Genomic DNA, 13,389 nt, shown 5'->3' with positions numbered 1-13,389 from the left:
ACGCACCACCTCCTCCCGCTCCCATGTCGGCGACCCCGGCCGCGACCTCGCCCGACATGAACGAGGTCGTCGGCCGCGACGACCTGCTGCTCGTCACCCTCGACACCCTCCGTCACGACGTCGCCGCCCAGTTGGCCGCGGAAGGCCGCATCCCCCACCTCGCGGCCCACCTCCCCGGCGGTCGATGGGAGCGCCGGCACGCGCCGGGCAGCTTCACCTACGCCTCCCACCAGGCCCTCTTCGCCGGATTCCTGCCGACCCCGGCCGCGCCCGGCCCGCACCCCCGGCTTTTCGCCGGCCGGTTCGCCGGGAGCGAGACCACCATCGGCCCCACCTGGGTGTTCGACACCCCCGACCTGGTCTCGGGGCTGGCGGGAGCCGGCTACCGCACGGTGTGCGTGGGCGGAGTCGGCTTCTTCAACCGCCAGGGCGCGCTCGGCTCCGTTCTGCCCGGCATGTTCCAGGAGAGCCACTGGGAGCCGGAGTTCGGGGTGGCGTCGCCGACCTCCTTCGAGGCGCAGGTGGCGCGCGCCGAGCAGGTCGTGGCCGCCCTCCCGCACGACCGGAAGCTGTTCCTCTTCCTCAACGTCTCGGCGATGCACCAGCCCAACTGGTTCCACCTGGAAGGCGCCACCGCGCAGACCGCTGACACCTGGGAATCGCACGCGGCCGCACTGGAGTACGTGGACCGGCACATCGGCCGGCTCTTCGACGCCATGCGCTCGCGCCGCCGCTGCTTCGCGATCGTCTGCTCCGACCACGGGACCACGTACGGGGACGACGGCTACACGGGGCACCGCCTCGCGCACGAGGCCGTCTGGACGGTGCCGTACGCGCAGTTCTTCCTCGAACCCACCCACGAGAGGACGGCCGCCCGATGACGGCCACGCCTGCCACCACCATCGCCGGCATGACCACCGCGGCCGGACCGTACGAGAGCTACGTGTACGCCTACCCGCACAAGACGGCCTACCGGGCCCTGCCCGAACGGCCCGAGCTGCGCGCCCTGTGGGCGGGCCGGCCCACCCACGCCCTCTCCCTGTACCTGCACATCCCCTTCTGCGAGGTGCGCTGTGGCTTCTGCAACCTGTTCACCCGGATCGGCGCTCCCGAGGGCCTGACCACCGCCTACCTGGACGCACTGGAACGACAGGCGGACGCCGTCCACGAGGCGCTGACCGGCAGCGACGGAGCCGCGCCGGTGAGGTACGCGGCGGCCGCGTTCGGCGGCGGCACCCCGACCTTCCTGACCGCCACCGAGCTGGAACGCCTGTGCGACATCGCGGAGCTGAACGCGGGCGCCGACCTGAGGGCCGTCCCGCTGTCGGTGGAGGCATCGCCGTCCACGGCCACCGCAGACCGCCTCGCCGTGCTCGCCGGCCGCGGCGCCACCCGGCTGAGCCTGGGCGTGCAGAGCTTCGTGCCGGAGGAGGCCCGCGCCGCGGTCCGCCCGCAGAAGCGCGCCGAGGTGGAGGCGGCGCTCTCCCGCATCCGCGACGCCCGCATCCCGGTGCTGAACATCGACCTGATCTACGGCATCGACGGCCAGACCGAGGCCAGTTGGCGATACTCGCTCGACGCCGCACTCGCCTGGAGCCCGGAGGAGCTCTACCTGTACCCCTTGTACGTGCGCCCGCTGACCGGCCTCGGCCGCCGGGCGGACGAGCCCGCCGGGGCCTGGGACGAGCAGCGGCTGCGCCTGTACCGGACGGGTCGAGACCACCTCCTGGCCGCGGGCTACGAGCAGGTGTCGATGCGGATGTTCCGTCGCCCGGGAGCCCCGTCGGCGGCCTCCGACGACTACGCGTGCCAGACGGACGGCATGGTGGGGCTCGGCTGCGGCGCCCGCTCCTACACCTCCGAGCTGCACTACTCCTTCGATTACGCCGTCGACATGCGGGAGATACGCACGATCGTCGACGACTTCGTGGCCCGCCCCCGGGAGGACTTCGCGCGGGCGGAGTACGGCCGGTGGATCGACGCGGACGAGGCCCGGCGGCGCCACCTGATGCAGTCGCTCCTTCAGGCGGCGGGCATGCCGGAGGCGGAGTACCGGGACCGGTTCGGCACCGGGCCGTGGGAGGACTTCCCGCGCGAACTGGCGGCCTTCGCGTCCCACGGCTGGCTGGAGGACCGGGCCGGCCTGCTCCGGCTCACAGCTGAGGGCCTGGCCCACTCGGACGCGGTGGGCCCGGCGCTGTTCTCGGCGGAGGTACGCGCCGCGATGGCCGCGTACGAGCGCAAGTGAAGGCGGCTGCCCAGGTCACCGGGGCCGACGGCATGGACCTCACACTCCTCTACCGGGGCCCTCTGGCCTCCTGTGACTACGACTGCCCCTACTGCCCGTTCGCCAAGCGGCGTGACAGCCGGGCGCAGCTCACCGCTGACCGCGCCGCGCTGGAGCGGTTCGTCGACTGGGCGGCCGCGAACACGGGCGACCGGCTGTCCGTGCTGTTCACGCCGTGGGGCGAGGGCCTGGTCCGTTCCTGGTACCGGCGCGCTTTGGTGGAGCTGTCACACCTCCCGCACGTCCGGCGCGTCGCGATCCAGACCAACCTGAGCTGCCGTACCGGCTGGACCGCCGAGGCCGATCCGGACACCCTCGCGCTCTGGTGCACGTACCACCCGGGGCAGACGCCGTTCGACCGCTTTCTCACCCGCTGCCGCGAGCTGGCCGACGGCGGCATCCGGTTCAGCGTGGGCGTGGTCGGCCTCCCGGCGCACCTGGAGGAGGCGCGGCGGCTGCGGGCGGAGCTGCCGCCCGAGGTGTACCTGTGGATCAACGCGGCGGAGGGCCATCGCTACTCGGACCCCGAGGCGGCGCTGTGGACCGCCCTGGACCCGCTCTTTCCCTACAGCCGCCACCCGCACCGCTCGGCCGGACTGCCCTGCCGGACCGGCGAGTCGGTGATCTCGGTGGACGGCGAGGGCACGGTCCGCCGTTGCCACTTCGTGAAGGCCGAGCTGGGCAACCTGTACGACAATTCCTACCGCGCCGCCCTGCGCCCGCGTGCCTGTCCGCTGGCCACATGCGACTGTCACATCGGCTATGTCCACCTGGAGACCCTGCCCCTGTACGACGTCTTCGCGGGCGGAGTACTCGAACGCATCCCCGCGCCGGGCGCGGACCGCATCCGTGGGTGAGTGGGCCGGCGTGCGTCGGCCGGCTCGGCCGCGCGCTGTAGGCGCGGAAGGCCCGCCGGTTTGCCCGTCCGGTCACCTTGCGAAGATCACAACGTGGGCCACGGGGCCCGCTGTTCCAGGGGAGGCAACCATGACGGCACGAATCAGTTCTTTCACCGATGACGCGGCGCGGACGCGTGTCCTGGCCGCCTACGACCGGGCGATGGCGTACTGGCCTGAGCCGCGCGAGGAGCAGGACGTTCCGACCCGCTTCGGAACGACACGGGTCCACACACACGGTGCGGGCGAGGGAACTCCGGTCGTGCTGCTGCACGGGCAGAGCGCGACACCTGCCGAATGGGCACCCCATGTCGAAGCGTTGGCTCGGGGAGGCCGGCGCGTACTGGCTGTCGACCGGGTGGGCGAGCCCGGGTACAGCTCGCAGAGCCTTCCGATCGGTGGTGGCGACGACACCGCCGCCTGGCTGGAGGAGACCCTCGCCGGCCTGGGCCTGGAACGCGTTCACCTGGTCGGGCATTCGTACGGCGGCTGCGTGGCGCTTCAGCACGCGGTGCGCGTGCCGGAGAGGGTGGCGTCTGTGGCCGTCTACGAACCGCCCCGGGCCCTCGCCCCGCTCAAGCCCGGGTTCCTGCTGGGTGCCGTCGCAGGCGCCCTGAGCGGCTCCTCGGGCTTCCAACGCCGTTGGTTCATGCGCCTGATCGGTGAGACGGGCGTGGCCGCGGAGGAGGCCGAGGCGGGAATGCTGCTGTCTCTGGAGGCGATCAACGGCTTCCGCGTCCGGCTGCCGCAGCCGCGGCCCATGAGCGATGAGGAGCTGGGATCGATCAAGGTGCCCACCCTCGTGCTGCTCGGCGGTACCGACCGCGTCATGGATTCCCGCCGTGCGGAGGCCCGCGCGCGGCGCCTCATACCGGACGTACGGACCGAGGTGGTGGCCCATGCGGGGCACGGCATCCCCATGGAGGTCTTCAACCATCGTGTTCCGGACTTCCTTCAGGAGGCGGAGCTTTCCGGCAGCGCGTGAGCCGGGCCGACAAGGTGCACCCGGGCGCGTTTGCGGACCACGGTGCCACGGCTGTCCGGCACGCCACCGCCGCGCATGGGCAAGCCCTGGCGGCTGCGCGCCGGAAAAGTGGTGCGGGGACCGCTCCGGGTCGGCGAGCATGGCGGGCATGCGGCAGAGGTCACCTCAGGAGAAGAAGCGGCTGAGCTATCTGAAGGACCGCCGGAACGTCTACGGCGAGAACCAGAAGAGCTCCCGGAAGAACATCCCGCGCTCGCGGCGGGCCAGGCACCATGCGCTGCGCCGCGGCGAGCAACTGGCGCTGGAGCGACTTCGGGCGTTCGGCGGGGCGGTGGACGACTCGGAGGTGCAGTTCGCTCGCCGAGGGACCGGTCAGTGGCGAAAATCCGCGGACAGGCCCCTCGGTGAGGTGGTCGAGTACCGCCTGGAGCGGCGAGCCCGGCTCGGCATCGATACAGCCCCGCGCAACCAGGAACGGCTGCAGCGCATCCGGCGGGCGTCGAGACGATCCTAGAAGCGGATCCCGGCGTCCGGCCCCCACGGCACGGACATGGATACGGCCGCATTCTGCGGCGGGCGGCAACGCACGGGGCGCCCACGCGCAGCTCACACCTTCCCGGCTCCCGCTCCCGAAGCTCCATCGGCTCTGACCTGCTGTTCCAGCCCGCGATGACTGTCGAGCAGGTGGTGGCGTAGTTCGTGCAGGGTGTGCACGGCGAGCCAGCGCAGTGAGCGTTCTGCCCGCTCGGGGTAGGTGTAGATCAGTGTGCGCTCCCAATCGGCGGGAGACAGTCGGTCGAGGACGTTGGCGAACAGTAGTGCCGTGTCCTGGAGTTGGCGGGCGACATCGGCGGGCTGCTGGTGGACGTATCCATCGTGCTCCACCCGCTCGTCGCGTCCCATGGGCTCGGCAACAGGCGTATCGGAACGTCGCGCGGCCAGTACCCGTTCCCGCTGGACGATCAGCACATCGCGCACGTGGCAGGCGTACTCAAGAGGTGCCCACACGTCCGGCGCCGAGCGCCGCCGCAATACGCGCGGTTCGGCTCGCAGTAGATCCGCGTATGCGCCCGCGGTGGTCTTGACGAGCGCCGAGACCGTGGGAGCCAGGGCAAGGTCGTATTCGAAACCGCATTCCACGCAAGTCGTCACGCAGGCACATTAACAAGCTTCCCTGCGGGCGCGGTTGGTCCCGGGCCGGGTGATGAGGCACCCAGCGGCAACCAGGGGTACCGGCAGAACAGCCGTCATGGGCGCTCTACCGGCTGGACCGCGAGGAGTACGGACACGACCTGTCCGATGACGCCTTCCTCTACACCCGTGCCGTCGCCGCCGCCGGCCGCACCGCGTTCGACAGCGTCCTCCGGGAGCCTGCGGCCTTCACTCCTTGCGCCACCGACCTCATCTGGGCCGAGCACCCGCTCTACACACCGGACCGCGCATACCAACGCATCACCGGGGAGGAGTGGGACCGCGACACGCGCTACTCCTACGAGTCATGCTCGAACACCGAGGGCTGGGCTGATTGAAGGGTGTGGCCTGCGTCCGGTGACGCGTTCCAGAGCCGTCGGGGGCCTCGCCGTCTGCGGCGCAGGTGACACCATGCGGTGTCATGGCAGATGACAGCACCAGTGCGTTTCAGGCGGGCCAGACGGGGCTCATCGTCCGGATCCCGGAAGCGGAGCCGTCCGTCCGAGAGTGGCGTGAACGGCTCGACCCATCAGCCCAGGCCGGGGTTCCGGCCCACGTCACCGTGCTCTTCCCGTTCCTCGACGAGAGCCGAATCGATGCGCTCGTGTACTCCGCTCTCGCGGACGTGCTGGGCAACCACCAGGCCTTTGACCTGCGGTTCGAGAGGTGTGGACGGCTTCCGGAAGTGTTGTGTCTCGTCCCCGAGCCCGACACGCAGTTGCGGCAGCTCACGGAGGCGATCGTGGGCCGTTGGCCTGAGGCTCCGCCGTATGGAGGCCGGTTTGCCGAGGTCGTGCCGCACCTGACCGTCGCTCAGGGACAGGAAGACGCCGTTCTGGAGGAGATCGAGGCCGACCTCGCCGGCAGGGTCCCGTTCACGGCGCACGTCGCGTCGGTCGAACTGATGGTGCACGACGGAGTGAAGTGGCGGGAACGGGCGTCGTTCGCACTCGGAGCACGAAGCCGGTCATGAGGCTTGGCTGGTCCGCTGCCAAGCCTGGAGCAGCGGACCAGGGGGCTCCGGTCAGCCGGCTGCAACGGTCCGTCGGTGGACCTTCGTACGGGCGGCGTGGGGGGCTCGCCGGGGTCGGCGCCGTTCGCGAATTCAACACTCATGCCAATCCGGTGGGACGGTCCGGATTCCCGGACCGGTTTGCCTTCGACTTGATTCATCGTGAAATCGGCGCTGTCTTCATTGAACTGCAGGTGGCAATCTCATTCCCACGAGGAAGGCCGCCGCCAAGGAGTCGGATGGTCGCTGATCGGTTGGGGGTTGGGGGATGGTCAGGATCGTTCTTGTGTCGGGGAGTCTGCGCCGGCACTCGGTGAACAGTGCTGCTCTCGCCACCATCCGAGGCATTCTCGACCGGCGTGGCGGTGAATTCCACACGTCGGTGATCAGGGTCGCCGACTTGCCCTACTACAACGAGGATCTGGACGTGGGTCCCGGGCCGGTGGCGGTGCATGCGGCACGCGAGCTGCTCATCGCTTCCGATGCCGCCATCATCAGTACCCCGTCCTACAACGGTGCCATGACAGGGGCGTTGAAGAACGCTCTCGACTGGCTCTCTCGGCCGTGGAAGGCGAGTTCGCTCTCCGGTAAGCCCGTCGCGCTGCTGACCGCTTCCCCCGGGACGTACGGCGGCGTCGACGCGCAGCCCGACACGCGCAGGGTCCTCGAAAGGTGCGGCGCCGTACTGATCGACCATGCGCGGGTGGCCATCGGCAACGCCGAATTCCTGGTCGGCCGTGACGGGACCATCACCGAACCCTCCGTGGTGGCCGAGCTCGAAGACCTCGTCGACGCCACAGTCGACGCGGTACGCGCTCACCACCGCGTCCCCGTCGCGGCCTAGGTCGCCGGGCCCCCTCGTGCATGCCCACGGGTATGCACGAGGGGGCGGCGGCCTCCAGCCGGGCACAGCGATTCTCCACCCGCAGAAGGAGGTGATTTGAGTGAAGAAGAACATCGTCCGTCGCGTCATCAACAACAAGATCTGATCCCTTCCGGGCCGGATCGGTCGCTTCCGCCAGCGAATTCGCGAAGGAGGTGATTTCTGTGAAGAAGGTCGTTCGCCGCGTGACCCGCAACAAGATCTGAGCCGTCTCCTCCGGGGCCGCCGGACCATTCCCGGTATCACGCAGTGATGGAGGTGACTTTCATGACCAAGGGCATCGTGTGCCGTGTCACCCGTAACAAGATCTGAGTCCTCCGGGACCGGATCGCTCCTGATATCTCACCCGCGGAAGGAGGTGAATTTCCATGAAGAAGATCGTTCGCCGTGTCGTCCGTCACGACATCTGATGCGCAATCCGCATCCCAGCTGAGGGGTACACCTCCTCGGGCACATGTCTCCCGGGGAAAGCGAAAGCTTTCCCCGGGGGCTGTCCCATCGAACCCACCTACCAACAGGAGGTATTTCCATGGCGAACCTGGAGCGCCTGACCCGTATCGTGAACAGTCCAGGCCGGGGCCTCCTGGGCGCGGACGCCCGTGGCGGTCTGCACTGGCTCGACCGCGATCTCAATGTGCTGAGTTCGTCCAATTCCTCCGCCCCGTCACAGGACCCTGCCGGCGACCCGGTCTATGCCGTCACCTTCGTCGACGACTGGATCATCACGCGCGACAAGACGGGCACGATCTCCCGCTGGCACGCCGACACCCTGCGGCTCTCGGACCGCCTCGACGCCGCCGCGACCGCCGACACCTCGCTGCTCCTCGAAGGCGAGCAGCCCGCCCCCACCATGCTCCGCGGCATCGGCGTCTGGGACGGCAAGCTCTACACGAACAACGGCTACTTCCAGGTGGTCGTCATCGACCTGGAGACCTTCACCATCGAGCGGATCACCGAGTGGCCGCACGGCTACGACATGCTCGAATGGTTCTGCACCGACGCCCCCGGGGTGCACGCCGTCTCCGACCGGTCCGGCCGCATCCACCTCGGCTCGCTGCCCGAGCTCTCCTTCCCGACGGTCGTCCAGGTCGACACCTCCAACGTCCACCGGGTCGTCTACGACGCCCGACACAACCGTCTGTGGGCCCTCGGCGACGCCGGCATGGGGGAGACCCACAACATCACCAACGGCCTGATCACCGTCGGTCTCGACGGCACCATCGGCGAGCGCTTCGACTACGCACGCAACGACGTCGAAGGCCTCGTCTTCTCACCGGACTTCTCCCGCGTCTACACCGGGGGCTTCGACGGCGAGCTGCTGATCTTCGACAACACCGACCCCGAGCTGCGCGTGGCCAAGCGGGTCGGCGGCTTCAGCCACCAGATCATCGACATCACCATCGACGAGCACGGCGACGTCTACACCCTCACCCAGGACGGCGAGGTGACCGCGCTGACGGCGGACGGCACCGTACGCGCCCGGCTCGGCTACGAGCGCCAGTGCGTGTGGGACCTCCAGCCCGTCCCGGGCGACGACCGCGCCCTGCTGGCCGCGACCGACGACGGCACCGCCCTGCTCCGCCTGGTCGAGCAGGTCCCGGGCCACCCGGCGCTCGTCCTGACCGGACAGGAATTCTCGGGCCTCGGCTTCACCCGCCGCCTCGTCACCTTCGATGACGGCTGGGCGGGAGTGTTCTGGCCGGGAACCGTACGTCGCGTCTCCGGCACGGGCCAAGTGGTGTGGGAGCGGCAGATGCCCGCCATCTCGCACACGCTCAGCCGGTCCCCCGACGGCAGCCGCCTCCTCGTCGCCTGCAACGAGGGCGCGATCGAGCTCGACGCCGCGACCGGCGAGGAGCTGTCCCGGATCGACGATCTGCCCGCGAGCGCCTGGGCGAGCGCCTATCTGGAGGACGGCAGCCGGCTCGTCGCCACCCGCAACGGGGTGATGTCCGCCTACTCCGCCGACGGCGAGGCCACCTGGACCACCGAACTCGGCAGCTACCCCAAGCGCCTCCTGGTCGACGGCAACCGGGTACGCGCCACCGGTGGCGGCGGCATCAAGGAGTTCGAGGTCGGGCAGCCCAAACTCGGGCAGCGTTTCACCGAGTTGCTCGACAACACCGGTGAGAACTGCGTCATCGCCGACGGCATCCTCGTCGCGATCACCTACGGCCTCCAGGTCGCCGCGTACGACCACGAATCCGGTGAACTCCTCGGGCTCCACGAGGATCTGCCCGACTTCCCCAAGGGCATCGCCTCGCTGCGCGGCCAGGACGGCACCACCTACGTCGTCATCGGCGGCCGCGGCGGATTCCTCCGGCTCTACCGGCTGGACCGCGACCGCAAGGACAGCGTGCTGACCGCCGTGCGCGACCTGTGGCTGCCCACCTCCACCGGCGACTACCCGAACGCCGGCCCACGATGAGCTCCCCCGCGGCCACCACACCCAAGGCCGGCCCCGCCTCCGGTTCGGACGCGGTGATCGAGCCCTCGCCCTTCCAGAACCCGCGGTTCACGGTGTTCGCCGCGGGGAACGCGATCAACAACATCGGCGAGGCGATGTACGCCACGGCCCTGCCGTTGCTCGCCTACCGGCTGACCGGCTCGCTCGCCATCATGACGCTGCTGGCCGCCGCGGTCCCCGTCGGAATGCTCCTCGCACCGTCCCTGGGCTGGGTGGCCGACCGCTGGGGGCCTCGGGTCCTGGTCGTACCGGGGCTGCTGCTGCAGGCCGCCGCGGCCCTGGTCATGAACCTCGTCCTGCACGCGGGCACGCCCACCCCGGCCTCGCTCTTCGTCTGCGCGCTGCTCGTCGCGATCGGCGCGGCCGCGTACCGGACGGGCTGGATGACCGGAGTGCCGGCGATGTTCCCCGACTGCCCGGTGCGTGCGCGAGGAACGCTGAACAGCCTCTTCTTCGCCGCCACCCTCATCGGCCCCGTCGTCTTCTCCCTCTGCCTGCCCTTCATGGGATACGAGGGCCTGCTGTGGCTCAACCTGGCCACCTTCTTCGCTCCGGTCGCGGTCTGGGCGATGGGATTGCACCCGCCCCGCGTCCGGCCGGGCGGGCCGGGCACGGGCCGCAACTGGAAGCTCTCCGAGGGCTGGAAGGCGATCGTCGCGGACCGTCGTGTCCTCGACATGCTCATCGTGCAGGTGGTGCTCGCCATCACCTGCGGTGCGGGCTTCCAAGCCCTGGTCGTCTACTCGCTGGGCCACACCTGGCACCTCTCCGACCGCGCCGTGAGCGCCGTCATCACCGTGATGAACGCGTGCATGCTCGCGGGCAACCTGCTCGTCGCCCAGCGCAAGCGGATCCGCCCGCGGATCACCCTGACGCTGGGCATGACGGCCTGCGGCGTGTCGCTGCTGCTGCTGGCCGTGCCGTGGTGGCCGGTGTTCCTCGCGGCGGTCGCGCTCGGCGCGCTCGGCGAGGGCGCCGTCCTGAGCACCGTCGTGATGATGCGCGTCAAGTACCTGCCCGGTCCGGTGCTGGGGCGCGCCTCGGGGCTGATGTGGCTCATCACCGGCGGCGCCGCGCTGCTGTCGCCCGCCGTCACCCCGGTGCTGACCGAGGCCGTCGGAGCACGGGGGACCTTCCTCGTGCTGGGCCTGGGCGCGTGCTCGGCCCTCTGGTACCTCAGGCGCGGCCGCGAGGACTGGGCCCGGCCGTCCGCGCCGATCGCCCCCGAATCGAACGTCCAGGAGGAATCACCATGCGGCAAATCACCGAAACAGCCTGCACGACGACCCACCTCGGGCCCCTCCGAGCCCGCCCCACGGTCCGCTCCCGGGTGCGCGTCCCGCTGAGCCTCGGGCCCGGCCCCCGGCTCGACGCGCAGGTGACGACCTTCGACGCGCTGGCCGACGGCAAGGAGCACCTGGCCCTCGAACTCGGTTCCCGCCCGGCCGACGGCGTCCCCCTGGTCCGCCTCCACTCGGAGTGCCTGACCGGCGACGTCTTCGGATCGGCCCGGTGCGACTGCGGTCCGCAGCTGCACGAGGCCCTGCGGATGATCGACGGCGTCGGCGGCGTGCTGCTCTACCTGCGGCAGGAGGGGCGCGGCATCGGCCTCTACAACAAACTCGACGCCTACCGACTCCAGGACGACGGTCTGGACACCTACGAGGCCAACCGCGCCCTGGGCCTCGGCGACGACCTGCGGGACTACACGGCCGCGGCGCAGATGCTGCGCACCCTGGGGATCACCGAGGTCGACCTGCTCACGAACAACCCCGATAAATCCGGCCAGTTGAACCGGCACGGCATCGCCGTGCGCAACACCGTGCCGACCGGGGTGTTCGCCAACCCCCACAACATCTCGTACCTCACGGCGAAGGCCGACAAGACGCTGCACACCATCAGCCTCAAGGAGAAGATCGCGTGATCAAACACCAGGGCCCGATCAGCGGGGTCGCCACCTTCGGTGACCGCCACGTGGCCACCGCCGGCTACGACAACCAGGTCATCCTCTGGGACGCCGCCGCGCACACGCCCCTGGCCCGCGGCATGCACGACCACCTGGTCAACCAGGTGGCGTTCAGCCCGGACGGCTCGCTGCTCGTCACCTCCTCCAGCGACTACACCGCACGCCTGTGGTCGGTCCCCGACCTGCGACTGCGCGCGGTCCTGGGGGACCAGAAGGACGACGTGGAGATGTCCGTCTTCCATCCGGAGAGGCAACTGGTCGCCACCGCCTCCCGCGACCACACGGTCCGCGTGTACGACTTCTCCGGCGCCGTGGTCCGCCGCTTCGAGGGCCACACCGCCGACGTGATCTCCGTCGAATGGCTGCCCGCCACCGGCGAGCTCATCTCCTCCAGCGACGACGGGACGATCAAGCGCTGGTCGCTCGCCACGGGCGAGATGACCGCCGACATCGACCTCGACGGCGTCGAGACCGACACCATCGCGATCACGCGCGGCGGCGTGGTCTTCGCCGGCAACGACGACGGCGCCATCATCCGCATCGAGAACGGCGAGACCGAGTACTTCCCGGCCCACGACGCCGGCATCAAGCGCCTCGTCCTCAACTCCGTGACCGGCGCCCTCGTCAGCCTCAGCTACGACCGCTCCCTGCGCGTCTGGGACACGACCGACGGCTTGCGCCCGCTGCACACCGCCGAGTTCCCCGCGGAGATCTGGGCCCGCTCCTGCGCGTTCCTCGACGACCACACGCTCGCCTTCGCCACCTTCGGCTCCACGTACGCGACGTACGACACCCGCTCCGCGACCTGGAACCTGGACCTGGTGGAGGGCACACGGTGCGTGAACGCCGTCACCACCCTGCCCGACGGGCGCACCTACACCGTCGGGGACGCGGGCGTCGTCCGCGTCGACGGAGTCGAGGGGGGACGCCCGGACAGCCTGTGCAACTTCCTGGTCCCCGTGGGCGGCCGGGTCCTCACCGGCGGCCAGCTGGGCCGGGTCTTCGACGCGGACACCGGCGAGACGCTCCACCAGCACCGCTCCCCGCTGAACTGCGCGGCCGCCTTCGAGCGCGACGGCGTACCGCACGTGGTCGTCGGCGCCTACACCGGTGAGGGACTCGTCTTCGCCGTACGGGCGGACGGGGCGGTCGAGCACGTGGCGACCCTCCCGCTGCTCGCCAACGCCGTGAAGGGCCTGGCCGTCTCCGGCGACACCATCTTCGCCGTGTGCGCGGACGCCTCGGCCAGCTGGTTCAGCACACAGACCCTCCAGGAGACCGCTCGCGTGGAGGAAGCGCACACCCGGATCGCCAACGGCTGCGCGCCTCTGCCCGGCGGCCGGTTCGCCAGCGTCAGCCGGGACCTGGTCCTGCGCCTGTGGGACGGCGACGGCGCGACGGCCGTGCCCACCCCCCACGACCACTCCATCAAGTGCGTCGCCGCCTCCGCCGACGGGGCCCTGGTGGCCACCGGCTCGTACGGCGGCACCGTCGCCGTCTACGACACGCGCACCGGAGCCTGGCCGTACGTCGGCAAGCCCACCACCGCCGGCATCTCCAGCCTCCACTACGCCCCTGAGGCGGACACCTTCCTCGCGGCCTCGTACGACGGCTCGGTGTACCCGGTTCCGGCGGCCCGCGAGGCGGGCGGCGCCTGACGCCGCGGGCCGCTCGACGAGCGCCGCCGTGCCGCTCCCGCAAC

General features: G+C 70.3%; 12 protein-coding genes. 11 read left to right on the top strand and 1 reads right to left on the bottom strand.

What is annotated here, in order from left to right; translation table 11 throughout:
• The first annotated feature begins 56 nt into the window (after positions 1-56).
• The 5 genes from ACFV9H_RS01225 to ACFV9H_RS01205 all read left to right on the top strand — a co-directional run bounded on the left by ACFV9H_RS01225 (position 57) and on the right by ACFV9H_RS01205 (position 4,682).
• Entirely contained in the window at positions 57-881 is an 825-nt protein-coding gene (locus ACFV9H_RS01225; protein ID WP_385392108.1) for an STM4013/SEN3800 family hydrolase, read from the top strand.
• Positions 878-2,248 carry an STM4012 family radical SAM protein gene (locus ACFV9H_RS01220; protein ID WP_385391611.1) on the top strand — a complete coding sequence of 457 codons (1,371 nt, stop codon included), beginning with the start codon at positions 878-880 and terminating at the stop codon, positions 2,246-2,248. Before ACFV9H_RS01225 ends, ACFV9H_RS01220 begins: the two co-directional genes overlap by 4 nt.
• A gap of 32 nt (positions 2,249-2,280) precedes the next feature.
• Complete coding sequence (locus ACFV9H_RS01215; RefSeq protein ID WP_385392105.1) at positions 2,281-3,144, top strand: STM4011 family radical SAM protein; 864 nt, start codon at positions 2,281-2,283, stop codon at positions 3,142-3,144.
• A gap of 130 nt (positions 3,145-3,274) precedes the next feature.
• Complete coding sequence (locus ACFV9H_RS01210) at positions 3,275-4,168, top strand: alpha/beta fold hydrolase (protein ID WP_385391609.1); 894 nt, start codon at positions 3,275-3,277, stop codon at positions 4,166-4,168.
• A 148-nt stretch (positions 4,169-4,316) separates the two neighbouring features.
• Positions 4,317-4,682, top strand: coding sequence for a hypothetical protein (locus tag ACFV9H_RS01205; protein ID WP_385391608.1), 366 nt, complete (start codon positions 4,317-4,319; stop codon positions 4,680-4,682).
• A gap of 92 nt (positions 4,683-4,774) precedes the next feature.
• Here ACFV9H_RS01205 and ACFV9H_RS01200 read toward each other — a convergent pair whose 3' ends face one another.
• Positions 4,775-5,320 carry a DinB family protein gene (locus ACFV9H_RS01200; protein ID WP_385391606.1) on the bottom strand — a complete coding sequence of 182 codons (546 nt, stop codon included), beginning with the start codon at positions 5,318-5,320 and terminating at the stop codon, positions 4,775-4,777.
• Between the two features lie 460 nt (positions 5,321-5,780).
• Between ACFV9H_RS01200 and ACFV9H_RS01195 the strand changes: the two genes are divergently transcribed.
• The 6 genes from ACFV9H_RS01195 to ACFV9H_RS01170 all read left to right on the top strand — a co-directional run bounded on the left by ACFV9H_RS01195 (position 5,781) and on the right by ACFV9H_RS01170 (position 13,345).
• Positions 5,781-6,332, top strand: a complete 552-nt coding sequence (locus ACFV9H_RS01195) for a 2'-5' RNA ligase family protein (RefSeq protein ID WP_385391604.1) — start codon at positions 5,781-5,783, stop codon at positions 6,330-6,332.
• Between the two features lie 307 nt (positions 6,333-6,639).
• Entirely contained in the window at positions 6,640-7,215 is a 576-nt protein-coding gene (locus ACFV9H_RS01190) for an NADPH-dependent FMN reductase (RefSeq protein ID WP_385391603.1), read from the top strand.
• Between the two features lie 568 nt (positions 7,216-7,783).
• Positions 7,784-9,682 carry a PQQ-binding-like beta-propeller repeat protein gene (locus ACFV9H_RS01185; RefSeq protein ID WP_385391601.1) on the top strand — a complete coding sequence of 633 codons (1,899 nt, stop codon included), beginning with the start codon at positions 7,784-7,786 and terminating at the stop codon, positions 9,680-9,682.
• Entirely contained in the window at positions 9,679-11,067 is a 1,389-nt protein-coding gene (locus ACFV9H_RS01180) for an MFS transporter (protein ID WP_385391599.1), read from the top strand. Before ACFV9H_RS01185 ends, ACFV9H_RS01180 begins: the two co-directional genes overlap by 4 nt.
• The gene (gene ribA, locus ACFV9H_RS01175) at positions 11,052-11,645 is read left to right on the top strand and encodes a GTP cyclohydrolase II (RefSeq protein ID WP_385391597.1); all 594 of its coding nucleotides are present in this window, start codon (positions 11,052-11,054) and stop codon (positions 11,643-11,645) included. Before ACFV9H_RS01180 ends, ribA begins: the two co-directional genes overlap by 16 nt.
• Positions 11,642-13,345: a WD40 repeat domain-containing protein gene (locus ACFV9H_RS01170; protein ID WP_385391595.1), complete on the top strand. Its 1,704-nt coding sequence runs from the start codon at positions 11,642-11,644 to the stop codon at positions 13,343-13,345. Before ribA ends, ACFV9H_RS01170 begins: the two co-directional genes overlap by 4 nt.
• Positions 13,346-13,389: the final 44 nt, after the last annotated feature.

Origin of the sequence: Streptomyces sp. NPDC059874 (assembly GCF_042731135.1) — a bacterium.
GTDB lineage: Bacteria > Actinomycetota > Actinomycetes > Streptomycetales > Streptomycetaceae > Streptomyces.
Note: the sequence above shows the minus strand (reverse complement) of the source record. Positions and strands in the feature narration are given on the sequence as shown.

What these genes read in the sequence shown, in the direction of transcription:
- ACFV9H_RS01215 (WP_385392105.1), top strand. Translation starts at nt 2,281, where the DNA reads ATGGACCTCACACTCCTCTACCGGGGCCCTCTGGCCTCCTGTGACTAC.
- ACFV9H_RS01185 (WP_385391601.1), top strand. Translation starts at nt 7,784, where the DNA reads ATGGCGAACCTGGAGCGCCTGACCCGTATCGTGAACAGTCCAGGCCGG.
- ACFV9H_RS01225 (WP_385392108.1), top strand. Translation starts at nt 57, where the DNA reads ATGAACGAGGTCGTCGGCCGCGACGACCTGCTGCTCGTCACCCTCGAC.
- ACFV9H_RS01210 (WP_385391609.1), top strand. Translation starts at nt 3,275, where the DNA reads ATGACGGCACGAATCAGTTCTTTCACCGATGACGCGGCGCGGACGCGT.
- ACFV9H_RS01195 (WP_385391604.1), top strand. Translation starts at nt 5,781, where the DNA reads ATGGCAGATGACAGCACCAGTGCGTTTCAGGCGGGCCAGACGGGGCTC.
- ACFV9H_RS01190 (WP_385391603.1), top strand. Translation starts at nt 6,640, where the DNA reads ATGGTCAGGATCGTTCTTGTGTCGGGGAGTCTGCGCCGGCACTCGGTG.
- ACFV9H_RS01180 (WP_385391599.1), top strand. Translation starts at nt 9,679, where the DNA reads ATGAGCTCCCCCGCGGCCACCACACCCAAGGCCGGCCCCGCCTCCGGT.
- ACFV9H_RS01220 (WP_385391611.1), top strand. Translation starts at nt 878, where the DNA reads ATGACGGCCACGCCTGCCACCACCATCGCCGGCATGACCACCGCGGCC.
- ACFV9H_RS01205 (WP_385391608.1), top strand. Translation starts at nt 4,317, where the DNA reads ATGCGGCAGAGGTCACCTCAGGAGAAGAAGCGGCTGAGCTATCTGAAG.